General features: G+C 41.8%; 19 protein-coding genes and 1 other RNA gene. 15 read left to right on the top strand and 5 right to left on the bottom strand.

The features are described from left to right. The first annotated feature begins 222 nt into the window (after positions 1-222). From bolA to Xsto_RS01740, 9 genes are all read left to right on the top strand, one after another. Complete coding sequence (bolA, locus tag Xsto_RS01695; RefSeq protein WP_099111558.1) at positions 223-540, top strand: transcriptional regulator BolA; 318 nt, start codon at positions 223-225, stop codon at positions 538-540. 490 nt (positions 541-1,030) lie between these two features. After that, complete coding sequence (gene tig, locus Xsto_RS01705) at positions 1,031-2,335, top strand: trigger factor (protein ID WP_099111559.1); 1,305 nt, start codon at positions 1,031-1,033, stop codon at positions 2,333-2,335. Positions 2,336-2,594: 259 nt separating this feature from the next. Next, entirely contained in the window at positions 2,595-3,218 is a 624-nt protein-coding gene (gene clpP / locus Xsto_RS01710; RefSeq protein ID WP_086955403.1) for an ATP-dependent Clp endopeptidase proteolytic subunit ClpP, read from the top strand. 144 nt (positions 3,219-3,362) lie between these two features. Further along, the gene (gene clpX / locus Xsto_RS01715) at positions 3,363-4,634 is read left to right on the top strand and encodes an ATP-dependent protease ATP-binding subunit ClpX (protein WP_099111560.1); all 1,272 of its coding nucleotides are present in this window, start codon (positions 3,363-3,365) and stop codon (positions 4,632-4,634) included. Between the two features lie 208 nt (positions 4,635-4,842). Further along, positions 4,843-7,197 (top strand): endopeptidase La, encoded by a 2,355-nt coding sequence (gene lon / locus Xsto_RS01720; RefSeq protein WP_099111561.1) that lies wholly within the window; start codon positions 4,843-4,845, stop codon positions 7,195-7,197. A gap of 240 nt (positions 7,198-7,437) precedes the next feature. Next, positions 7,438-7,713, top strand: coding sequence for a nucleoid-associated protein HU-beta (gene hupB, locus Xsto_RS01725; RefSeq protein ID WP_153043670.1), 276 nt, complete (start codon positions 7,438-7,440; stop codon positions 7,711-7,713). 226 nt (positions 7,714-7,939) lie between these two features. Further along, on the top strand, positions 7,940-9,805 hold the full coding sequence (gene ppiD / locus Xsto_RS01730; protein WP_099123906.1) for a peptidylprolyl isomerase: 1,866 nt from the start codon (positions 7,940-7,942) through the stop codon (positions 9,803-9,805). Between the two features lie 105 nt (positions 9,806-9,910). Continuing rightward, a complete protein-coding gene (locus Xsto_RS01735; protein WP_241538015.1) occupies positions 9,911-10,330 on the top strand; it encodes a ComEA family DNA-binding protein in 420 nt (139 codons plus the stop codon). A gap of 146 nt (positions 10,331-10,476) precedes the next feature. Continuing rightward, complete coding sequence (locus Xsto_RS01740; RefSeq protein WP_099111565.1) at positions 10,477-10,887, top strand: acyl-CoA thioesterase; 411 nt, start codon at positions 10,477-10,479, stop codon at positions 10,885-10,887. A gap of 42 nt (positions 10,888-10,929) precedes the next feature. Here the strand turns inward: Xsto_RS01740 and queC are convergent, their stop codons facing one another. Both queC and Xsto_RS01750 read right to left on the bottom strand, forming a co-directional pair. Further along, a complete protein-coding gene (queC, locus tag Xsto_RS01745; protein ID WP_099111566.1) occupies positions 10,930-11,628 on the bottom strand; it encodes a 7-cyano-7-deazaguanine synthase QueC in 699 nt (232 codons plus the stop codon). 32 nt (positions 11,629-11,660) lie between these two features. Further along, positions 11,661-12,713, bottom strand: a complete 1,053-nt coding sequence (locus Xsto_RS01750; RefSeq protein WP_099123907.1) for a PLP-dependent cysteine synthase family protein — start codon at positions 12,711-12,713, stop codon at positions 11,661-11,663. A gap of 121 nt (positions 12,714-12,834) precedes the next feature. Between Xsto_RS01750 and Xsto_RS01755 the strand changes: the two genes are divergently transcribed. From Xsto_RS01755 to ffs, 6 genes are all read left to right on the top strand, one after another. Continuing rightward, a complete protein-coding gene (locus tag Xsto_RS01755; RefSeq protein WP_099111568.1) occupies positions 12,835-13,296 on the top strand; it encodes an Lrp/AsnC family transcriptional regulator in 462 nt (153 codons plus the stop codon). A 68-nt stretch (positions 13,297-13,364) separates the two neighbouring features. After that, a complete protein-coding gene (locus tag Xsto_RS01760) occupies positions 13,365-15,113 on the top strand; it encodes a SmdA family multidrug ABC transporter permease/ATP-binding protein (RefSeq protein ID WP_099123908.1) in 1,749 nt (582 codons plus the stop codon). After that, positions 15,097-16,890: a SmdB family multidrug efflux ABC transporter permease/ATP-binding protein gene (locus Xsto_RS01765; RefSeq protein WP_099111570.1), complete on the top strand. Its 1,794-nt coding sequence runs from the start codon at positions 15,097-15,099 to the stop codon at positions 16,888-16,890. Before Xsto_RS01760 ends, Xsto_RS01765 begins: the two co-directional genes overlap by 17 nt. Positions 16,891-17,071: 181 nt before the next feature. Then, a complete protein-coding gene (gene glnK / locus Xsto_RS01770; protein ID WP_099123909.1) occupies positions 17,072-17,410 on the top strand; it encodes a P-II family nitrogen regulator in 339 nt (112 codons plus the stop codon). Positions 17,411-17,424: 14 nt separating this feature from the next. Beyond that, entirely contained in the window at positions 17,425-18,705 is a 1,281-nt protein-coding gene (gene amtB / locus Xsto_RS01775; RefSeq protein WP_099123910.1) for an ammonium transporter AmtB, read from the top strand. A 726-nt stretch (positions 18,706-19,431) separates the two neighbouring features. Then, an RNA gene (gene ffs / locus Xsto_RS01780) (signal recognition particle sRNA small type) lies at positions 19,432-19,528 on the top strand. Positions 19,529-19,650: 122 nt separating this feature from the next. Here the strand turns inward: ffs and Xsto_RS01785 are convergent. The 3 genes from Xsto_RS01785 to Xsto_RS01795 all read right to left on the bottom strand — a co-directional run bounded on the left by Xsto_RS01785 (position 19,651) and on the right by Xsto_RS01795 (position 24,163). Next, a complete protein-coding gene (locus Xsto_RS01785) occupies positions 19,651-19,854 on the bottom strand; it encodes an HHA domain-containing protein (RefSeq protein ID WP_010845060.1) in 204 nt (67 codons plus the stop codon). A 46-nt stretch (positions 19,855-19,900) separates the two neighbouring features. Further along, positions 19,901-20,269: an Hha toxicity modulator TomB gene (gene tomB / locus Xsto_RS01790; protein WP_099111573.1), complete on the bottom strand. Its 369-nt coding sequence runs from the start codon at positions 20,267-20,269 to the stop codon at positions 19,901-19,903. A 744-nt stretch (positions 20,270-21,013) separates the two neighbouring features. Then, on the bottom strand, positions 21,014-24,163 hold the full coding sequence (locus Xsto_RS01795; RefSeq protein WP_099123911.1) for an efflux RND transporter permease subunit: 3,150 nt from the start codon (positions 24,161-24,163) through the stop codon (positions 21,014-21,016). Positions 24,164-24,176: the final 13 nt, after the last annotated feature.

Raw genomic sequence — 24,176 nt, forward strand, 5'->3', positions numbered from 1 at the left:
CGGATACCCGGTATAGTAATACAGATAGTACAAACCGTTGCAATCATAACACTGCGATAGGTAGTGGCATATCCCTAATGCTTACTAATTGAAAGATATAGATAAATAAACAAAATGTATTTGGTTTAAGATAATTAGATGTTTGAATCCTATAAATCGCGGGAAATAAACTAAAATCAATATATGGTTGATTAATAACCTTTGGTGACTAAGGAGAATGAGATGGTTCGTCAGGAAATAGAAACAAAGTTACGGGCGGCATTTAAGCCTTCTCATCTGGAAGTTATTGATGAAAGTTATCGTCATAATGTACCAGCAGGTTCTGAAAGCCATTTTAAAATCATTGTAATCAGTGATGCATTTATTGATCAGAGGATGCTTAATCGTCATCGCTCAGTATACAGCACTCTGGTTAATGAGATGGCTGGAGGAGTACATGCTCTGGCACTTCACACATATACAGAAAAAGAGTGGATGGAATTGGAAGATACCGTTCTGAACTCGCCAGCATGCCGGGGAGGAACGGCGACGACTTCATGATTTTACAGAGTAGCGAGCTTGTACTTACTTTTTAATTAATTTGGTTTTCACGTTAAACTACAGCCTTCGGGCTGTATTTTTGTTTATACCCGTCATTTTAAGTTATAGCGTTGCTGGTCATGCATGTCCACCCGGTTACATCATACATTATGTAACCGAGGAAATTATCTTGCCGTCGCGCGCTATCTTGAAGTCTGTGGGGATATTCATATCGAATAACCAATGGCATGATGTGGTTATTGAGCAATGCTTATCACATAAGTCAACGAATATTGCACGCTTTTGCCAGCAATTCTCGACTCATACTGTCTGCATCGCTATAATGCTGCGTCTAAATTTTTACAATAGTTTCGGGGCGCTTCTGATCACAGGGATTCTCGGTTTTTAAATGCGACCACCCCGGTTCTTGAAGAGTGCTGCAATTTGCTCGTATCAGGCGTTGTGCCATTCTGAAGTTGACCGAGCACTATGATTTTTTTGAGGTAACAAGATGCAAGTTTCTGTTGAAACAACTCAAGGCCTAGGGCGTCGTGTGTCAATCACCGTTCCTGCTGCCGACATTGAAAAAGCAGTTAACAGTGAGCTGGTTAATGTAGCGAAAAAAGTACGTATTGACGGTTTCCGTAAAGGTAAAGTACCTATGAAAATCGTTCAGCAGCGTTATGGCGCCTCTGTCCTGCAGGATGTACTGGGTGATCTGATGCAGCGTAATTTCATCAATGCGATCATTGAGAATAAAATTAATCCAGCCGGCGCACCAAGCTACAAACCAGAGCAGTTTAAAGATGGCGAAGACTTCGTTTACGCAGTTGAATTCGAAGTATACCCAGAAATCGAACTGAAAGGTCTGGAAGAAATCGAAGTTGAAAAACCTGTTGTTGAAGTAAAAGATGCAGACGTTGACACTATGCTGGAAACTCTGCGTAAACAACAGGCTGACTGGAAAGAAACCGATGAAGCAGCAGCTGCAGAAGATCGCGTAACTGTAGATTTCAATGGCTCTGTTGACGGGGAAGAGTTCGAAGGCGGCAAAGCAACAGACTTCGTTCTGGCAATGGGCCAAGGCCGTATGATCCCAGGTTTCGAAGAAGGTGTTGTTGGCCACAAAGCGGGCGACGAATTCACTATCGATGTGACTTTCCCTGAAGATTATCATGCTGAAAACCTGAAAGGTAAAGCGGCGAAATTCGCAATTAACCTGAAGAAAGTTGAACAGCGTGAACTGCCAGAACTGACTGAAGAGTTCATCAAGCGCTTTGGTATTACCGAAGCGACAGTTGATGGTCTGCGTGCAGAAGTTCGTAAAAACATGGAACGTGAACTGAAAAATGCAGTACGTAACCGCATTAAAACTCAGGTTCTGGATGGTTTGGTTAAGGCTAACGAAATCGACGTTCCTGCTGCGGCTATTGATGGCGAAGTTGATGTATTGCGTCGTCAGGCGGCACAGCGTTTCGGTGGTAATGAAGCGCAGGCTCTGGAACTGCCTCGTGAGCTGTTCGAAGAGCAGGCAAAACGCCGTGTAGTTGTTGGTCTGCTGTTAGGTGAAGTTATCAGCAGCAATGAGCTGAAAGTTGATGATGAACGTGTTAACGCACTGATCGAAGAAATGGCTTCTGCATATGAAGATCCAAAAGAAGTCGTTGAATACTACAGCAAAAATAAAGAAATGATGAACAACATCCGCAACGTTGCTCTGGAAGAGCAAGCTGTTGAATTGGTTCTGAGCAAAGCGAAAGTTTCTGAAAAAGAAACTGGCTTTAATGATTTGATGAATCAGAATCAAATGGCATAAGTTTCATTTATTGATTACCTGAGATGATAAATTCCTCTCTCAGTAATGCAAACCCGCAGGCGAAGCTTGCGGGTTTTTTTTATTGTTCTTGAAAAAAACAGATTTAACCTCATATCCTTTCTTACTATTATGTAATGGCTTACTACTTTTTATAGAGGGAAGCCCTCTGTTAGTTAACTTTGGATCATGGTCATCATCGCTTATCTCAAGTAGAATCAGTTATGAATGGCACCAGCGTGAGTTCTATTAGGAGACGGAAATGTCATACAGTGGCAAGCAAGATCAATATGCACCTAACATGTCTTTGGTGCCGATGGTGGTTGAACAGACAGCACGTGGGGAACGTGCATTTGATATTTATTCCCGCTTATTAAAAGATCGAATTATTTTTCTGACTGGTCAGGTAGAAGATCATATGGCGAACTTAATTGTCGCTCAGATGCTATTCCTGGAAGCAGAAAACCCAGAAAAAGACATTCACTTATATATCAACTCGCCGGGTGGGGTTATCACAGCTGGTATGTCTATTTATGACACCATGCAATTTATTAAGCCAGATGTGAGTACTATTTGTATGGGACAAGCCTGCTCAATGGGGGCGTTCCTGTTAACAGCTGGTGCGAAAGGGAAACGTTTCTGTTTGCCAAATTCCAGAGTGATGATCCATCAGCCATTAGGTGGGTTTCAGGGGCAGGCAACAGATATTGAAATCCATGCGCAGGAAATACTCAAAGTTAAAGCACGTATGAATGAGTTGATGGCAAAACATACGGGGCAATCGCTTGAGAAGATAGTCGAAGATACAGAACGTGATCGTTTCTTATCAGCCGGGGAAGCCGTAGAATACGGATTGGTTGATAGCATATTCACCCAGCGCAACTAATTTATTGATAATTAATTTATTACTCCAACACTATAATTTAAAGGTGGATTTTTGTACAATCACCTGATTATGCGGAGTAATGACAGCGTTTTTTCTGTTATGCCAGATAGACTGGGATAACAGCTCATAAAGTGAGGTTGACTGATGACAGATAAGCGCAAAGACGGTTCAGGAAAGCTGCTGTATTGCTCTTTCTGCGGGAAAAGCCAACATGAAGTCCGGAAATTAATAGCTGGCCCGTCAGTGTATATCTGCGATGAATGTGTCGATTTATGTAATGATATCATTCGCGAAGAAATTAAAGAGCTAGTACCACATCGTGAGCGTAGTACATTGCCTACCCCTCATGAAATTCGCCAACATCTGGATGATTATGTCATCGGTCAGGAAATGGCGAAAAAAGTACTAGCGGTAGCCGTTTATAACCACTATAAGCGCCTGCGTAATGGGGATACTAATAACGGTGTGGAATTAGGCAAAAGTAATATTCTGCTAATCGGGCCAACCGGTAGCGGTAAAACTTTGCTGGCAGAAACACTTGCCCGTTATTTAGATGTACCATTTACCATGGCTGATGCTACGACTCTGACTGAAGCAGGTTATGTTGGGGAAGACGTAGAAAACATTATTCAAAAGCTTTTGCAAAAATGTGACTACGATGTACAGAAAGCGCAGCGTGGTATCGTTTATATTGATGAAATAGATAAAATCTCCCGCAAATCTGATAATCCTTCAATAACACGTGATGTGTCAGGTGAAGGCGTTCAGCAGGCACTGTTGAAATTGATTGAAGGCACAGTAGCAGCTGTTCCTCCTCAGGGTGGTCGTAAGCATCCACAGCAAGAGTTCCTTCAGGTTGATACATCTAAAATTCTATTCATCTGTGGCGGCGCATTTGCCGGGTTGAGCAAGGTTGTTAGCCAGCGTTTGAATGTCAGCTCCGGAATAGGTTTTAGTGCTACAGTTAAAGGTGAATCAGAGAAAGCAACTGAAGGTGACTTGCTTGCTCAGGTTGAACCGGAAGATTTAATCAAATTCGGCTTGATTCCTGAGTTCATTGGCCGTCTGCCGGTTGTGGCAACGTTGGGTGAACTTAATGAAGAAGCTTTAATCCAGATTCTGCAAGAGCCAAAAAACGCGTTGACAAAACAGTATCAGGCTTTATTTAATCTGGAAGGCGTTGAGCTGGAGTTCAGAAAAGAAGCTCTGACAGCGATTGCTAAAAAAGCAATGGTGCGTAAAACGGGTGCTCGTGGTCTTCGCTCAATTGTGGAAGGTGTTTTATTGGACACAATGTACGATCTCCCATCAATGGAACATGTAGAAAAAGTTGTCGTTGATGAGACGGTTGTTGAAGATAAATCCGCACCATTATTGATATATAGCAAACCGGATGCTCAAGTTTCTGGTGAGTGATGAAAATAGGGTAAGAAGTACCGGCCATCAATTCGCATTGAAAAAATAAAATGAGGGATTCTCCCTCATTTTGCTTTTTGCAGACTCAGGCTATTGAATGTCGGATTCCTGTCCCCATATATTTTATATTCTTTGAAGTGAAACTCGTGAAAACCGTGTTTCACGAGATTCCTAAAAACTGGCGAAAGCTAAACGAAGAGAGAGCTCTATGAATCCTGAGCGTTCCGAACGCATAGAAATCCCTGTATTGCCTTTGCGCGATGTAGTGGTTTACCCACATATGGTGATCCCTCTGTTTGTTGGGCGAGAGAAGTCGATTCATTGTCTGGAAGCAGCAATGGATCATGACAAACAGGTCATGTTGGTAGCGCAGAAAGAAGCATCCACTGATGAACCGGGAGTCAATGATCTATTCTCCGTAGGTACAGTGGCTTCTGTTCTACAGATGCTGAAATTACCAGATGGCACAGTGAAGGTTCTGGTTGAAGGCTTGCAGCGTGCCCGTATTACGACACTGACAGATAACGGTGAATACTTTTATGCGCAGGTTGAATATCAGGACTCCCCTATCGTTGATGAGCGCGAGCAGGAAGTTCTGGTAAGAACCGCGATTAATCAGTTTGAAGGCTATATCAAACTGAATAAAAAAATTCCGCCGGAAGTGCTGACATCACTACACAGTATTGAAGATGCCGCAAAACTGGCTGATACCATTGCTGCTCATATGCCATTAAAAATCAATGACAAACAGGCTGTTTTAGAAATGTCTGATGTTGTTGAGCGCATTGAATATCTGATTGCAATGATGGAATCAGAAATCGATCTGCTACAGGTAGAAAAACGAATTCGTAATCGCGTTAAAAAACAGATGGAAAAAAGCCAGCGCGAATACTATCTGAATGAGCAAATGAAGGCGATTCAGAAAGAATTAGGTGAGATGGATGATGCACCTGACGAATATGAGACGCTGAAACGTAAGATCGAAAATGCCAAGATGCCTAAAGAGGCACGGGAAAAAGCAGAAGCTGAGCTGCAAAAATTAAAAATGATGTCCCCAATGTCAGCAGAAGCGACGGTTGTGCGTAGCTACATTGACTGGATAGTGCAGGTTCCGTGGAACGCACGCAGCAAAGTGAAAAAAGATTTGGTGAAAGCCCAGGAAATACTGGACACTGATCACTACGGTTTGGAGCGAGTTAAAGAACGTATCCTTGAATATCTGGCTGTACAAAGTCGTGTCAGTAAAATCAAGGGACCAATACTTTGTCTGGTTGGGCCTCCGGGTGTGGGTAAAACCTCACTGGGGCGTTCCATTGCTCGTGCAACTGGCCGTAAATACGTCCGCATGGCACTGGGTGGAGTACGTGATGAAGCAGAAATACGTGGTCATCGTCGTACTTACATTGGCTCAATGCCGGGTAAGTTAATCCAGAAAATGTCTAAAATCGGGGTTAAAAACCCACTGTTCCTGTTAGATGAAATTGACAAAATGTCGTCTGACATGCGCGGTGATCCAGCATCGGCTTTGCTGGAGGTTCTTGATCCTGAACAGAACGTGACATTTAACGATCATTATCTTGAAGTGGATTATGATCTGTCTGATGTGATGTTTGTGGCGACATCCAATTCCATGAATATTCCGGCACCTTTGCTGGATCGTATGGAAGTGATCCGCTTGTCAGGTTACACCGAAGACGAAAAACTGAATATTGCCAAGCGTCATTTGTTACCTAAACAGATTGAACGCAATGCATTGAAAAAAGGTGAACTGACCATCGATGATGGTGCGATTCTCGGCATTATCCGTTATTACACCCGTGAAGCCGGTGTACGTAGTCTGGAACGTGAAATTTCCAAACTGTGTCGTAAGGCGGTTAAAGCATTGTTGATGGATAAAGCGCTTAAGCATATCGAGATCAATGCTGATAACCTGAAAAATTATCTGGGTGTTCAAAAAGTGGATTATGGTCGTGCTGACACCGAAAACCGTGTTGGTCAGGTAACCGGGCTTGCATGGACTGAAGTTGGTGGTGATCTACTGACCGTGGAAACAGCCAGTGTTCCGGGTAAAGGCAAATTGACTTACACCGGTTCATTGGGAGAAGTCATGCAGGAATCTATTCAGGCTGCATTGACAGTAGTCCGGGCTCGAGCGGATAAGCTGGGCATCAGTTCTGATTTCCACGAAAAGCGCGATATTCACGTTCATGTGCCTGAAGGTGCAACACCTAAAGATGGCCCGAGTGCAGGTATCGCAATGTGTACAGCGCTGGTTTCCTGCCTGACTGGTAATCCGGTTAATGCCAATGTGGCGATGACTGGTGAAATTACTCTGCGTGGGCTCGTTCTGCCTATTGGTGGTTTGAAAGAAAAATTGCTGGCAGCTCATCGTGGCGGAATTAAAACGGTCATCATCCCTGATGAGAATAAACGCGATCTGGAAGAAATCCCTCAGAACGTGATTCAGGATTTGGAAATCCACCCTGTTAAGCGTATAGAAGATGTTTTGACTATTGCTTTGCAGGAGCCTGCATTTGGTGCAGAAGTGATATCACTAAAGTAGTACAAAAATAGTGAGCTGAATCAATACACTGTATGAAAATAAGGTTGGTAAGCTAATTCAGGCTTGCCAGCCTTTTTTTGTCTCATTAAGTTATCTTAATCTAAAGATCTGATTAAATATTTTGCTGTTCTATGATTTCTTGCTAATACTGGAATTGATTGATATAACGGCAAGACTGTCGTGTTAGCCGTTATAAATAGGCGTTTGTTACGATAGTAAAACTAAATGGGGATGATAAGCGTGAATAAGTCACAACTGATCGACAAAATTGCTGCTGATGTGAATATCTCTAAAGCAGCAGCCGGGCGTGTAGTAGATGCATTCATTTCTTCAGTTTCTGGAGCATTGAAAGGCGGTGATGATGTCGTTTTGGTAGGGTTTGGGACATTTACTGTACGTGAGCGGGCCGCTCGCATAGGACGTAACCCTCAGACAGGGAAAGAAATCAAAATCGCAGCAGCAAATGTACCTGCTTTCCGCGCCGGAAAAGGCTTAAAAGATGCTGTTAACGGGTAATTGTTAAATAGCCACCTTATTTACCATTACAGGTATACCCTATGGGTTCAAGATGTCGTCAAACAGAGCTGCCATTTGTAAGTACCGTGCAGATTAGACTGACTAGCTGGAATCGATAGGTTAAAATATAAGCGCGTCACTTGATTGATGCGCTTTTTTTCTCTTAGCGTTCGAATTAGCGTAATATGGCAGTTTCTTTTTCACTAAAGCGGAGTTTTACGTCTTTATGATGGACAACCTACGCACAGCGGCAAATGGCCCAGTGCTTAAAATCGTGTTGGCTCTAATTATCCTGACCTTTTTGGTGACGGGTTTAACAGGCTACCTGTCAAGTGAAGGCGGTAATTATGCTGCCAAAGTGAATGGTCAAACCATTAGTCGTGCTCAGTTAGAGCAGGTATTTCAACAAGATAAAATGTCACTACAAGAAAGGCTGGGAGATCAATTCTCTGCCCTGCTAAGTAATGAGCAGGAAGTGAGAGCTTTGAAGCGCCAGTCATTGGACAGTATTATCAATACCGTTTTGCTTGAACAATATGCAAATAAGCTGGGACTATCAGCTAGCGACGAACAGGTAAAGGAAGAAATCCGTAAGCAGAGTTATTTCCAGACTGACGGTAAATTTGATAACGAAAAATATTTACAGGTGCTCACAAACGCCGGTCTGAATCCGGATAATTATGCGGAGCAGATTCGACAAGATCTGATTTCCCGCCAGCTGCGTACAATATTAATGAGTACCGAAATTGCTTTACCAGCAGAAATTAAGCAGCTTGCTGAGTTATCGCTACAGGAAAGAACCGCTCGTCTGGCAACTCTTGAACTGCAATCAATCGAAGCACAGCAGTCTGTGACAGATCAAGAGCTGAAAAATTACTACAATATGAACAGTAAGCATTTCACTGTTCCTGAGAAAGTCAAAATCAGCTACATCAAGATGGATGCTGCGGATGAACTGAAAAATGTTACCGTGACTGATGCTGATATTGAAAAGTACTATAAAAACAACCTGTCAAAATATACTCAGCCAGAAAGAAAGAAATACAGTCTTATCCAGCTGGCATCTGAAGCTGATGCAAAATCGGTTCTGAATGAATTGAAAAAAGGGTCTGATTTCAGCAAATTAGCAGAAGAAAAATCAACAGATAAATATTCTGCTAAACAAGGAGGGGATCTTGGTTGGATGGAAGATAGCTCCTCACCTGACGAAATCAAATCAGCTCATTTAACAGAGAAAGGGCAACTTTCTACTGTTATAAAATTGTCTAATGGTTATGCAGTTTTCCGTCTGGATGATATTAAGCCTCAGGTAGTGAAGGCACTTGCTGATGAGCGCTCAGCCATAGAGAAAACGGTTAAGCAGGAAAAAGCGATTGATGCATTTTATGCATTACAAAGAAAAGTGAGTGAAGCTGCAGCCAATGATAATGAGTCTTTAGCAGCGGCAGAGCAGGCGGCAGGTTATAAAGCAGTCACTACAGATTGGTTTGATAGAGACCAGGTTCCGGCAGATATCAATTTCAGCCAGGTCGTTCAGGCTATTTTCTTTGGTAATTTGGTTGATGATAAAAGCCCTTCAGGAACTAATTCTGACGTGATATCTGTTGATGGTGACAGGGCCTTTATCATTCGCGTTGATGAGGTTAAGCCTGAATCTGTTTTGCCATTTGAAGAAGCCAAAACTGAAGTGACTGAGTTGGTTAAACGCCAGAAAGCTGAAAAACAGTTACAGATTGATAGTGAAAGTCTGCTTACAGCATTAAAAGCAGGCAAGGGCGATCAAGCACTGAAAACGGCAGGAATTCAGTTTGGTGAACCAACGGTAATGGCACGCAAAACCAGTCCGGTTACTGATGTATTATTTACGTTGCCTCATCCTAAAGACGATAAACCTGTATATGGGTTAGCGTATGATGGAATTGGTAATGCTGTTCTGATTCAATTAGATAAAGTCATTCCAGGCTCTATTTCGGAAGAGCAGATTAAACAGGCAATGATGATGGAGCAGTATCAGATTAGTAATACTATGTTTGAATCCCTGATTAATAATTTGCGTGATAATGCTGAGATTAAATTAGGGCAAATTGATTAAATTGCGATGCTATTCGCAATTTATCTTGCAAGATAGTAATTGAAAAAGGCCACTTTCGTGGCCTTTCGCATATCTGGATCTTCCCTGTTGTGTTGAAATTTTGTTATGGCACTCTTTTATCCGTCAACAAAACATGGAGGAATTTTTATGAAGTATCTAAAGGGACTATTTAATTCATTTGTTCTTATTTTTGGGATCAGTATGCCGTTATCTTATGCTGTTGCAGCAGGAGAGCTTGTGAATAAAACGACACAGGTTCAACCAACTGACCCTCATAAGATAACGGCTGAAAAAAGTGAATTAAATAACAAGGAAGAAAAAACGCTTTCAGGCAAAATCAATATCAATACAGCGAGTGCTGAACAATTAGCGAAAGAACTTAATGGTGTTGGTGCCAAAAAAGCACAGGCGATTATTGAGTATCGTGAAAAATATGGCTCATTTACAGCCATTGAGCAGCTACAGGAAGTGCAAGGTATTGGTCCAGCATTTATAGAAAAAAATCGAGATAAATTAATCCACTGATTAAAAGCCTTCTTGGTGAATACACAAATGATTTTATCAAGGGGGCTGTGATACTGATCAAGAATCATTGATTAAACATTATTGTAATTAAAATGTTCTGCTATTGTTAATCACTTTCTGGTCAGATGAGTTTAAGGAAAAGAGTAATGAGTACAATTATCAAAGTCAGAGGTTATCATATTGATGTTTTCCAACATGTGAATAATGGGCGTTACTTAGAGTTTATGGAGGCCGCTCGTTGGGATTTGTTTTCTGACAGTGACACGTTGCAGTGGTTAAATAATAACAAGGTTGCTTTTATTGTAGCCAATATTAATATTAACTATCGCCATCCAGCCGTGCTAGGAGATGAATTGGAAGTGCATTCATCCATGGAGGAATTACGTAACAAAAGTGGTACTTTTTTTCAGAAAATTATACGTAAAGGTGATAACAGGATTATCGCTGATGCTTTGAGTACATTTGTTTGCGTTGATTTAAAGACACAACAGACGTTAGTGCTGGAAGGTGAATTACGCGAAAGATTAAATGAGTTTAAAAATGAAACAGTGAAGTGAGAGATATTTGGTATCTCCCACTGATAGACTGAATTATTTGTATTAGTTCAGTTGCGTTTTGGATTTCATTTCTGCCATTGTCGACTCGGCATTATTTAAATAAACATTTAATCCGTTAGCACGAAGATGGCAGGCTGCGCACTCACCACAGCCATCTCCCTGGATACCGTTATAGCAAGTGAGAGTCTGAGAACGAACAAAGTCCAGTTTTTGGTAATAATCCGCTAACGCCCAGGTTTCCGCTTTGTTGAGCCACATTAAGGGAGTTTCAAAGCGTATATTGCGAGCGATGCCAAGACAGACTGCATTGTTCAGGGATTTGACAAATTCATCACGGCAGTCAGGGTAACCGGAAAAATCAGTTTCACAAACGCCAGTAATAACGGCTTCAGCTTCAACCTGATATGCATAAATTGCAGCCAGAGTTAAGAACAGTATATTGCGGCCAGGAACAAACGTATTTGGTAGGCCATTTTTTTCGCTTTCACTAAAATCGGGTACAGGAATGTTATCTCTTGTCAGGCTGCTGACTGCAAGCTCATTCAATAAAGTAACATCAAGTACCTTATGGGCGGCTGCACCAAGCTCTTTACTGATGCGGCTGGCAACATCAATCTCAGCACGGTGGCGTTGACCATAGTCAAAAGTGACACAATGGACTTCATCATATTGGCGGAGTGCCTGAATTAAGCAAGTGGTGGAATCTTGCCCACCACTGAATACAACAACGGCTCGTTTCATGATACCTACCTTTTTAAATTGAAGGAGGTATGTTACTCATAACTATTTAATTTGGGTAGTTGTGTGAGATATTGCGTGAGGTCACCGATATTATTTTTTACCCAGTCAGGATTGTAATAGGTATCAAGGTAGCGTTCGCCGCTATCACATAACAAAGTTACGATGGAACCTTGTTGGTTGTTATCATGCATTTGCTTGGCTAACTGTAAAGCTCCCCAGACATTGGTTCCTGTTGAGGCACCTGTTTTTCTGCCAATGAGTTTTTCCAGCCAGTGGATAGTGGCGATAGACGCACAATCAGGAACTTGCATCATGCCATTGATTACATCGGGTATAAAAGAAGGTTCAGCGCGAGGGCGTCCAATACCTTCGATTCTACTGCTGGTACTGCTACGGAGTTGTCGGCAATTCTGCTGGTAGCAATCATAGAAAACGGAGTTTTCAGGATCAACAACAATAAGCTTGGTAGCGTGTCCCTGATAGCGCATATAACGGCCCAGTGTTGCGGAGGTTCCGCCAGTTCCTGCTCCCATCACAATATAAGTTGGTTCAGGAAAGGGCTCTAATTCCATCTGGCGGAAAATGCTTTCGGCAATGTTATTGTTACCTCGCCAGTCAGTTGCGCGTTCAGCATAAGTGAATTGATCCATATAATGGCCATTCAATTCTTTTGCCAGACGTTCTGACTCTTCATAAATAAGGGCTGAATGTTCTACAAAGTGACATTTTCCACCGTAAAATTCTATTTCCTGAATTTTGCGTTTAGCTGTGCAGGTAGGCATTACTGCAATAAAAGGCAGGCCAAGTAAACGGGCAAAGTAAGCTTCAGAAACAGCGGTGCTGCCGGATGAGGCTTCAATAATGGGAGTTCCTTCATCTATCCAGCCATTACTGAGTGCATAAAGGAAAAGTGAGCGAGCCAGTCGGTGTTTAAGACTACCGGTAGGATGAGTACTTTCATCTTTAAGATACAGATCAATCCCTGGAAACATGGGTAGATTGAGTTTAATTAGATGGGTATCAGCACTACGTTGATAATCAGCTTGAATAGATTTTATGGCATTAGCAGCCCATAAAGATGACATAAATTGACCCTGGGTAAAATATATTTTCAATGTATAGAATACTCTTACATTTGGAGAAATAGGTTGTTATCTTTTTGAAGCTGTTCTTTATTTTTAGGAAAATTTTCTACAGGATATAGGTATGTTAGATAAAACAGACCGCAAGCTATTAAAGCTGCTCCAACAGGACTGTAGTCTGTCCTTGAATACGTTGGCAGAAGCCGTTAATTTGACTTCTACACCTTGCTGGAAACGTCTTAAACGGCTTGAAGATGAAGGATATATCGTTGGAAAAGTTGCGTTGCTTAATGGAGAGAAGCTTGGATTAGGCCTGACTGTGATTGTCATGATAAAAACTCAGCAACACAGTAGTGAGTGGTATGAGCAGTTTGTTACTTTTGTCAAAGAGATGCCGGAGGTTTTAACGTTCTATCGTATGGCTGGAGAATATGATTATTTAATGCATGTAGAAGTTGTTGATATGAAAAGTTATGATCAGTTTTACAAACGCATGGTTAATGGGATACCTGGCTTGATAGATGTGACCTCAAACTTTGCAATGGAAAAAATAAAATATACAACGGCGTTACCTATACCAGATTAGACAATGACTAAAATCTCTTTGGTGAAGTGGGCGCTGATCCTTTCATTTTTTACCTCGGGAATAGTTTTGTGAGATTATTTTCTCAATTACGTTGGTATTTTCTTAGTGAATGGCGCCGCTATTTAGGAGCCATTATTTTTCTTGTGATGGTTGCGATATTGCAATTAATTCCTCCACGTTTGGTTGGAATTATTGTTGATGGCGTTAGTACCAAAACAATGTCATCCAATCAATTATTGATGTGGATAGGAATCATGCTTGTTATAGCGGTAGCTATATATGGCCTGCGATACGTTTGGCGGGTATGGTTATTTGGAGCTTCCTATCGTTTGGCTGTTAAGCTGCGTAGTGATTTTTACCAGAGATTGAGCCGTCAGGATCCTGAATTTTATTTACGTCACAGAACGGGGGATTTAATTGCCCGGTCAACAAATGACGTTGATAGAGTTGTTTTTGCAGCAGGTGAGGGAGTACTTACTTTCGTTGATGCCTTAGTCATGGGATGCGCTGTACTTATTGTGATGAGCGTAGAGATAAGCTGGCAATTAACTCTATTATCATTGCTACCTATGCCTATTATGGCATTAGTAATTAAACGGTACGGTCAACAACTTCACCATCGTTTTAAATTAGCCCAAGGTGCTTTTTCTGCACTGAATAACCATGCTCAGGAAAGTTTAACCAGTATTCGAATGATCAAAGCTTTTGGATTGGAAGACCTACAATCCAGTCAGTTTGAAGAAGTAGCCACCGAAGCTGGCCGCAAAAATATGCGTGTTGCACGAGTGGATGCTCGTTTTGATCCCACTATCTTCATTGCCATCGGTTTTTCTAACTTACTGGCAGTCGGTGGAGGAAGTTGGATGGTAGTAAATGGTTCTCTGACACTAGGTGAATTGACAAGCTTTGTTATGTATTTAGGGCTGATGATTTGGCCTATGTTAGCGCTGGCATGGATGTTCAATATTGTTGAGCGTGGCAGTGCGGCCTATACGCGTATTCTCAGTCTATTACAGGAACCTTTGGTGATCGAAGACGGTTCACACGCCTTATCTGCGGAGCGTGGTACATTAACTGCGGATATCAACACCTTTATTTATCCCGGTTATAGTGAACCTGTTTTGCAGAATATCTATTTTCAGTTATTGCCGGGGCAATTATTAGGCATTTGTGGGCCGACTGGGTCAGGAAAAAGTACATTACTCGCTGTATTGCAACGTCAGTTTGATATTACTGATGGTGAAATTCTATTCCAGTCCCAAAATGTTTCTACATTGAGGATGGATGAATGGCGCTCACGGCTGGCTGTCGTGAACCAAACACCTTTTTTATTTTCCGATACGGTTGCAGGGAATATTGCTTTAGGGCGTCCAGATGCTACTCAAGAACAAATTGAGGAAGTTGCCCGTTTAGCAAATGTTCATGATGATATTCTGCGGTTACCACAAGGTTATCAAACAGAGGTCGGAGAACGGGGTGTTATGCTTTCAGGCGGTCAAAAGCAACGCATCTCTATCGCAAGAGCACTACTATTAGATGCAGAAATTTTGATTTTGGATGATGCCCTTTCTGCTGTAGATGGTCAGACTGAGCACCAGATCATGAAAAACCTCAGTCAATGGCGGCGGCGGCGTACTGTTATTATCAGTGCGCATCGATTATCGGCGTTAGTAGAAGCGGATAATGTTCTGGTTATGCAAAATGGCATGATTTCTCAACAGGGGCAGCATAAACAGCTCATTGCACAATCTGGTTGGTATTCAGAAATGTATCAATACCAACAACTTGAAGCTGCATTGGATGGTGAATATGAGTAACACTGGTATGGAAAAGCCTAATACACGCAAACTCTGGCCGTCTTTAAAGCGCCTGCTGTCTTACAGTAAACATCATCGTAAGCCCATTATTCTGGCTGTAATTATGTTATGGGTAGCTGCTCTGGCAGAAGTCAGTGGTCCAATGCTCATCAGTTATTTTATCGATAATATGGTTTCAACCGGCCACATCCCGCTTGGTATTGCCAGTGGCCTTGCGGTTGTATTTTTGATATTACAGGTGGTGGCCGCTGCATTACATTATTTCCAATCTCTATTGTTTAATCAGGCATCTGTAGGAGTAGTGCAACAAATTCGAACAGATGTTATGGATTCAGCTCTGCGTCAGCCGCTAAGTACTTTTGATAACCAACCTGTCGGGCAGTTAATTTCCCGTGTGACAAATGATACGGAAGTTATCAAAGATCTGTTTGTGAATGTCATTCCTACGGTTTTTCGTAGCGTTGCACTGATTGGCGCAATGCTAATGGCAATGTTCTTTTTAGACTGGCGTATGGCGAGTGTTGCGCTGACTATCTTCCCTGCTGTTTTTCTGGTCATGATACTTTATCAGCGTTTCAGTACGCCCATTATTCGGCGGGTAAGAGGATACCTTGCTGATATTAATAATGTGTTTAATGAAGCCATTAATGGTATGACTGTTATCCAGCAGTTTCGTCAACAGGCGCGCTTTGGTGAGAAATTGTTTGCTACTAATCGGGCTCACTATCAGGCGCGAATGCAAGCATTGCGCTTGGATGGCGTTCTGTTAAGGCCTTTATTGAGCCTGTTTTCTGCTGCAGTATTGTGTGGTTTATTGCTGTTGTTTGGTTTTCAGGGAACAGACTTTATTGGGGTAGGGGTATTGTATGCATTTATCAGTTACCTTGGGCGCTTGAATGAGCCACTGATTGAACTGACAGCGCAGCAGTCGTTATTGCAGCAGGCGGTGGTTTCAGGTGAACGCGTTTTTGAATTAATGGATAGCCCTCAGCAGAAGTATGGTGTTGATAAACAGATTCTAGCGAGTGGCAGAATTGATGTTGAAAATTTAAGCTTTGCTTATCGTAATGACAAAGTTGTGTTAGATAATATCAATCTGCATGTACCATCACGGGGTTTTATTGCTTTAGTTGGGCATACTGGAAGTGGCAAAAGTACATTGGCTAATTTGCTGATGGGGTATTATCCATGGCAGAGTGGTGAGATTTATCTTGATGGGCGGTCGGTATCTTCGCTTTCTCACACCACCTTGCGCAATGGTGTGGCAATGGTTCAACAGGATCCTGTTATTCTGGCTACCTCATTTTTCGATAATATCACGTTAGGACGAGATATTTGTGAGGAAAAAGTCTGGCAGGTACTTGAAGTGGTGCAACTGGCAGAATTTGTACGCAAATTACCGGAAGGTATTTATTCAAGACTGGGAGAGCAGGGAAATACGCTTTCTGCCGGGCAAAAACAACTTTTGGCAATGGCCCGTGTCTTGGTGCAAACACCACAAATTCTGATTCTGGATGAAGCTACAGCAAATATTGATTCAGGGACAGAACAATCCGTTCAACAGGCATTACGGCTGATCCGTAAACAGACAACCTTGGTAGTTATAGCTCATCGTCTTTCAACGATTGTTGAGGCTGATTCCATATTTGTGCTGCATCGTGGTGCAATTGTAGAGCAGGGGCAGCATCAACAGCTACTGGAAAGGCGTGGCCGTTATTACCAGATGTATCAGCTGCAACAAGTAGGCGAAACATTAAACGAACCTCTGCACATTTAGTGTGCATATCGGGAGTGGCTGAACAGGTTACTCCCGTTCTTACATCTTCTTTCAGTACAATTCATTTATAACTTTTTGACTAAAAATAACTTTTAATTTTTGGCATTCCCTTTGCAATTATCTCCTGTAATTCATTCTTGTAAATACTATTTGGTAAGTACAGATAAAAAGCGGGGGATATATGAAGTTGATCACTACCATCATTAAGCCTTTTAAATTAGAAGAGGTAAGGGAAGCCCTTTCAGATATAGGCATACAAGGCATGACTATCACTGAAGTAAAGGGTTTTGGTCGTCAAAAAGGTCATTCAGAGCTTTATCGGGGAGCTGAGTACAGTGTCAACTTCCTACCAAAAGTAAAACTTGATATTGCCACTCATGATGAACGAGTAGAAGAAATTATTCATGTGATAAAGCAAGCTGCTTTCACGGGAAAAATGGGTGATGGCAAGATCTTTGTCTTTGAATTACAGCATGCCGTCAGGATCAGGACAGGTGAAGTTAATGACGCGGCATTGTGAATGGGGGAAGAGAAATGAGAAAACAGCTATTAATTATGGCCAGCCTTGTGGCTGGTGTTCCTTCTTATGCTTTTGCGGCGGGGAATTTGGTAGATAAAGCTGATACTGTATTTATGCTGATAAATACAATCCTTGTGATTTTTATGACTATACCCGGTATAGCTTTATTTTATGGCGGATTGTTGCGCCGTAAGAATGTTTTGTCATTGATGTCACAAGTGATTGTCAGTTTTTCAATCGTTTGGGTTCTTTGGATTATTTATGGTTATAGTCTTTCTTTTGAAGCTGGGAATCCTTTTTTCGGTGGGTTTAAGCAAGTTATGCTGAAAGGTATATCCATCACTGATTTGAGTGGTAGTTTTTATCAATTAATTTATGTCGTTTTTCAGGGGGCATTTGGATGTATTACTGTGGCTTTAATTGTTGGAGCCTTGTGTGAAAGGGTCCGTTTTTCTGCATTACTGATTTTCATAGTATTGTGGTTTACTGCCTCTTATATTCCTATGGTTCATATGGTGTGGGGTGGTGGCTGGCTGGCTCAGGATGGAGCTCTAGATTTTGCTGGTGGAACAGTCGTGCATATTAACGCCGCTGTTGCAGGTTTAGTTGGTGCTTACTTACTAGGGAAACGCTCTGGATTTGGCAAGGAATCCTTTAAACCGCATAATCTGCCTATGACTTTTATTGGCACGGCGATCCTTTATATTGGCTGGTTTGGATTTAATGTCGGCTCGGCTGGAGCAGTAAATGCTATTGCAGCATTGGCACTTGTGAACACAATGGCAGCGACGGCAGGAGCCGTGTTGTCATGGGTTTTCTCAGAATGGATATTCCGCAATAAACCCTCCCTTTTAGGTGCATGCTCTGGCTGTATTGCAGGGCTTGTTGCCATAACTCCCGCAGCTGCGACTGTTGGCATTGGGGGGGCTCTGGTGATTGGTATAATCGCTGGTATCACTGGCTTGTGGGGCGTTGTTGTATTAAAACGCTGGTTGCGTGTCGATGATGTCTGTGATGTCTTTGGTGTTCATGGCGTATGCGGCATTATTGGTTGTTTATTAACGAGTATTTTTACTGCATCTACTTTGGGCGGGACCGGTTTTGCGGAAGGTATGACGATGCTTAGACAGATTGGTGTACAGGCGGTTAGCATCTTGGTGTGTGTTGTCTGGTCAGCTGTAGCCGCTTACATCTCATTCAAGATTGCTGATAAGGCAATCGGGTTACGTATCAGTATTGAATCAGAAAGAGAAGGGTTAGATATTACTGCACATGGAGAAAGTGCCTACAATTGATGTGTTGTTTTTCCTGCAAAGCATACAGCTGTCTACAATGTTCCTAAAGACTAATTAGAGGCTTTAGCCTCTACCGGAGGCCAGTCTTTGGCTGGTTCCGGTCAACTCTTTGTTCTCTTATTACTTAAAACCTGATGAAATCCATTGATATACATAATTTTCAATTGATATTTTATGTTACCGAATTTATTTATTGATTGTTACATTTATAGTCGTATTAGTCATTTTTATTGGTTGGTTATTTAGTTTAATGATTGTTTTGCTATGCCTGAGTAATAAATTTTTAAGCGTAATTCTTTAAATATCATTTTTTTAATATGGTGTTGCTTAAATCTATTTAAATAGAAAGTCGCTAGTGAGTAATCTTATTAAACTATTTTATTTGTTATTTTAATTAAGAGCATGATTATAATTTTCATGAATTATACTCTCCACCTTTCCTGGTTGCTTCTTTTGCTGGGGGCATTTACGCTGGTATCAACATACGACTCGGTTATTTATGTTATCGGGGGGACTCTTTGGTCACTATTGATGAACTTAAAAATTCATGCGTAGAGTCTGCAATTGACATCACGGTAATGCGACTCAGTCAAATAAATGAGTTGTCACTGGGTCTGTGTTATGGATAATAAATAGACATTTAGACCAGAGTGGCTTGCTATTTTTAATAGTATGCAAGATAATGAGCGCCGCTTTGAAGTTGAAAGCAAACGTCAATGAGGGCTCTATTGGTTCTCCCGCAATGCTAACTTGTTAACTTGGTCAGATCTGGAAAGAAGCAGCCATAGCAGGGGATGTGTGTGCTGGGATGTCGCTGATAGAGCCCTCACCCATTTTGGTTCGCTATTTTTATCCCATACTCAGTTCAATCAAGAAATAACCAATATATGGGAGCCGATAATAGTTACCGGCCTTCACTACTTCCTATCTGATCACGACAACGTATTATCGAACAAATTTCCAGACAGACGATGGGATTTTGTCATAGAGTTTATTCATGGTCAGTTCAGCCAGGCGGTGGTCAGCTGCGGAATAGAACAATTCCAGTTCATCGTCCGAAAGCTCATATTTGTTTTTTTCAATTACACGTTCCAGCGTTTCAATAGAAGTGCATTTTCTCAAACGCATCAGATAGTCAGTTTTAGTCATGGTCGCCTTATCTTATTTGGTATAAAAATGGTTAAGAATATATTTATCAGATTTTGCTTAAAGAAGCGTTCAAATCATGTAGTAGAATACTCGTTAAGTGTTCGTTTGTTCTTTGCCAGTTTGTTAGTTCAACAAAGCTTATCTTATCACTACCAAACAAATTATATGTTTCATCCAGATATTTATCAATTAAGGTACTGAGATTGTAGTTATCAGTATATTTAATTTTAAAACTCCAGACAAACGCCGTAATGTGCTCAATCAATTCGTTTAGTCTTAAGTTCTTTTCGGAAGTCAGATCATTGATCCAATGATTATCAGTGCGATTCAACACTGAAAATGCTTCGTGAATTAAATTTTCACATAAGTACTTTAATTCCGCAATATCATGTCTTCTTGGTGAATATTCATCCATAAACACCCTCCCGTAAACAACGCACGGCTTATTTGAACTAAGGCTTATACATATCAATTATTATAGTCGTTCTTTTAAAATTAAGCCTATCAAAACATGATTATTATTTATTAATAATAAAACTCTGTTTTTCTGTTCACCACCAGTTCATTTAAACGATTGCCAATTTACTTCAGGCTTCGGCCAAAGGCTAGCTATCAGCTAAAAGGTGGGTGTAAACGCATGTGTCATTGAATATATTGAATTATACTAATATAGTGAATGTTATAGCAATAGGCACGCAAATCATTATATACCTACCCTCTTTCAAATTGCTACTTTTTTGCTGGCTGCCCTGTTAGCAGTACTCACTTACATAGCATCTTACACATAGTTATCTATCATAGTGTTTATACGCCGGCTTTATGCTTGCAACTTGAGTTTGGTCTATATATGAATTGTATTGCAGCGTTAAAAATGAATGTTATGCCATTATTGCATATGTCATCAGTGTGGGGGAACATTTTTTATCATTAAATGGCTAATCAGAAGAAAAAGATGCTAAGTTCCCGACTTATCTTCCCTTTATTATAAAAAACGTAAAGGTATCACTTTTAAATGTAAGGTATTTTTTATAAATATTTATTTTGCTTACTGTAAGAGTGTTTGTCTTTTGTTGAAATATCAGTAAAAAATTTTTTCATCTAATGCCATTTTTCCAATATAAAAGGCCACCGGAGTGGCCTTTAAAGTTATTTATTGAATTTAATGAGGAGATGAAATGTGTTCAGTATCCTCATTTTTTTTGCTAAAACGGCGTTTAATCACAACGAAGAATACAGGGACGAAGTAAATTGCCAGAGATGTCGCTGCAATCATTCCACCCAGTACGCCAGTTCCTACGGCATTTTGAGCACCGGAGCCTGCACCGTTGCTCAGTACCAGAGGCATGACACCTAACATGAACGCCAGAGATGTCATCAGAATAGGGCGTAAGCGCATTCTGACTGCTTCCATCGTTGATTCAATAAGCCCTTTGCCATCTTTTTCCATCAAGTCCTTGGCGAATTCAACAATAAGGATGGCATTTTTTGCAGATAGGCCGATTGTTGTCAGCAAACCAACTTTAAAGTAGACGTCATTATCCATACCACGCATAAAGGTTGCCAGTAATGCACCAATAACACCTAATGGAACAACCAACATTACAGAGAATGGTATGGACCAACTTTCATACAGGGCTGCCAGACAGAGGAATACCACAAGCAGAGACAGGGCATATAAAGCCGGAGCCTGATTACCTGAAAGTCGTTCCTGATAAGACATTCCCGTCCAGTCATAGCCAATACCTGCCGGCAATTGTGACGCAAGTTTTTCCATCAGAGCCATTGCCTCACCAGTACTTTTTCCAAGTACGGCTTCACCGACAATTTCCATGGATGGCAATCCGTTATAGCGTTCAAGGCGCGGGGGACCGTAGATCCACGGTTCTTTGGTAGTGTCCATGAATGTCGAAAATGGCACCATTTCACCGTAGAGGTTACGGACATATAATTTGGAAATATCTTTTGGCAGCATACGGAAACGGGCATCAGCCTGAACGTAGACCTGCTTAATACGGCCACGATCAATAAAATCATTCACATAGGTACCGCCAAACATTGTACTGAGCGTGATATTAATGTCATTGATAGAGACACCCTGTGCTTCTGCTTTCTCCTGATCGATATAGAAGCGGTATTGAGGTGTATCATTCTGGCCATTAGGGCGCACACCGGTCAGCATATCTGGATTCTGAGCCGCCATGCCCAGTAATTGATTACGGGCATTTGTCAGTGCTTCATGCCCAAGGTTTCCTTTATCAATTAACTGGAAATCAAAACCACTGGCAGAGCCTAATTCCACGATAGACGGAATGTTAAATGCGAATACCATCCCTTCTTTAATTTGTGAAAAACGAATATTAGCTCGGTTTACAATTGCCGGAACCTTATCTTTGTCTTCCTTACGTTCATCCCAGTCTTTTAAGCTGACAAACGCCAGCCCCATATTTTGCCCCTGACCGGCAAAACCAAAGCCGTTTAAGGTAAATACAGACTGAACAACGTCTTTTTCATTGGTATGGAAGTAATCATTAATTTCATTCAGTACCTTCTGTGTTTGCTCCTGAGTTGAGCCGGAAGGTAACTGAACCATTGCCAGCAATACACCCTGATCTTCTTCTGGAAGGAAAGATGCCGGGATACGAATGAATAACAAAGCCGTTCCTGCGATGAGCATGACATAAATCAGCAGATAACGCCTTGTACCGCGCAGCATGCGCCCGACACTGTCAGTATAATGATGAGTGCTTTTTTCGAATAAACGGTTAAACCAGCCAAAGAAACCTGTCTGAATACCGTGGCTGCCTTTGGCAATCGGCTTAAGCATCGTTGCACAAAGTGCTGGCGTCAGGATCAGGGCAACAAATACAGACAAGATCATTGCCGAGACGATGGTGATGGAGAACTGGCGATAGATTGCCCCTGTTGCGCCACCAAAGAATGCCATCGGAACAAATACTGCGGAAAGAACCAGCGCGATACCAACCAGAGCACTTTGGATCTGTCCCATTGATCTTTTTGTTGCTTCTTTTGGTGAAAGCCCTTCTTCCTGCATGACGCGCTCGACGTTTTCTACTACGACGATTGCGTCATCAACAAGCAGACCGATGGCTAATACCATGGCGAACATGGTTAATGTATTGATGGAATAGCCAAATGCAGCCAGAACAGCAAATGTCCCCAGCAATACGACCGGAACAGCAATGGTTGGGATCAGTGTAGCCCGGAAGTTTTGCAGGAACAGGTACATGACAACAAATACCAACAGAATAGCTTCTATCAGTGTTTTCACCACTTCGAAAATAGAAATCTTAACGAAAGGGGTGGTGTCATATGGATACACAATATTTAAGCCATGCGGGAAGTAAGGCTGCATTTCTGACAGTGCTTTCTTGACCGCTTTAGAAGTATCCAGCGCGTTAGCACCTGTTGCTAATTTGATACCTATACCTGATGCCGGTTTACCATTAAATCGGGCAAGAAAACTATAGTGCTGGGCACCGAGTTCAACAGTGGCAACATCGGCCAGAGTGATTTTGGAACCATCAGGATTAACCCGCAGCAGGATCCGACTAAACTGCTCAGGAGAGCTCAGGCGAGTCTGGGCAATGATAGAAACATTCAGACGCTGACCGGGAACAGAAGGGGCTGCCCCTAATTGTCCGGCGGCAACCTGATTATTCTGCGCCTTGATGCTCTTCATGACATCCAGCGCGGTAATTTTATAGTTGAGCAGTTTATCGGGATCGAGCCAGATACGCATGGCATATTGAGTACCAAGCAGCATGGCTTCACCCACTCCACCTACGCGGCTCAGGGAATCTTTGACATTGGCTCCAACGTAATCGGAAATGTCCTCCTGAGACATGGTATTATTCTCAGAAATGAAACCCGCAACCATTAAAAATGAGCTGGTTGTCTTCTCAACGCTAACACCTTGCTGTTGGACTTCCTGAGGTAACAGAGGGAGCGCCTGCTGTAGTTTGTTTTGTACCTGAACCTGAGCTGTATCGGCGTTGGTTTCTGCTTCAAAAGTAAGAGTGATACTAGTACGGCCTGCTGAGTCGCTGTTGGAAGACATATACACAAGGTTATCGATACCATTCATATTTTGCTCGATAACCTGAGTGACCGTATTCTGTAACGTTATTGCGTCAGCGCCCGGATAAGTAGCCGAAATAACAATCGATGGAGGAGCAATGGCAGGATATTGCTCCACAGGTAATTTCATTATCGCCAACAGACCAGCGAGCATGGTGATAATCGCAATTACCCATGCAAAGATTGGTCGTTCTATAAAAAACTTAGGCATGAATCCCCAACTC

It is taken from the genome of Xenorhabdus stockiae (genome assembly GCF_002632825.1).
In the GTDB taxonomy this organism is placed as follows: domain Bacteria; phylum Pseudomonadota; class Gammaproteobacteria; order Enterobacterales; family Enterobacteriaceae; genus Xenorhabdus; species Xenorhabdus stockiae.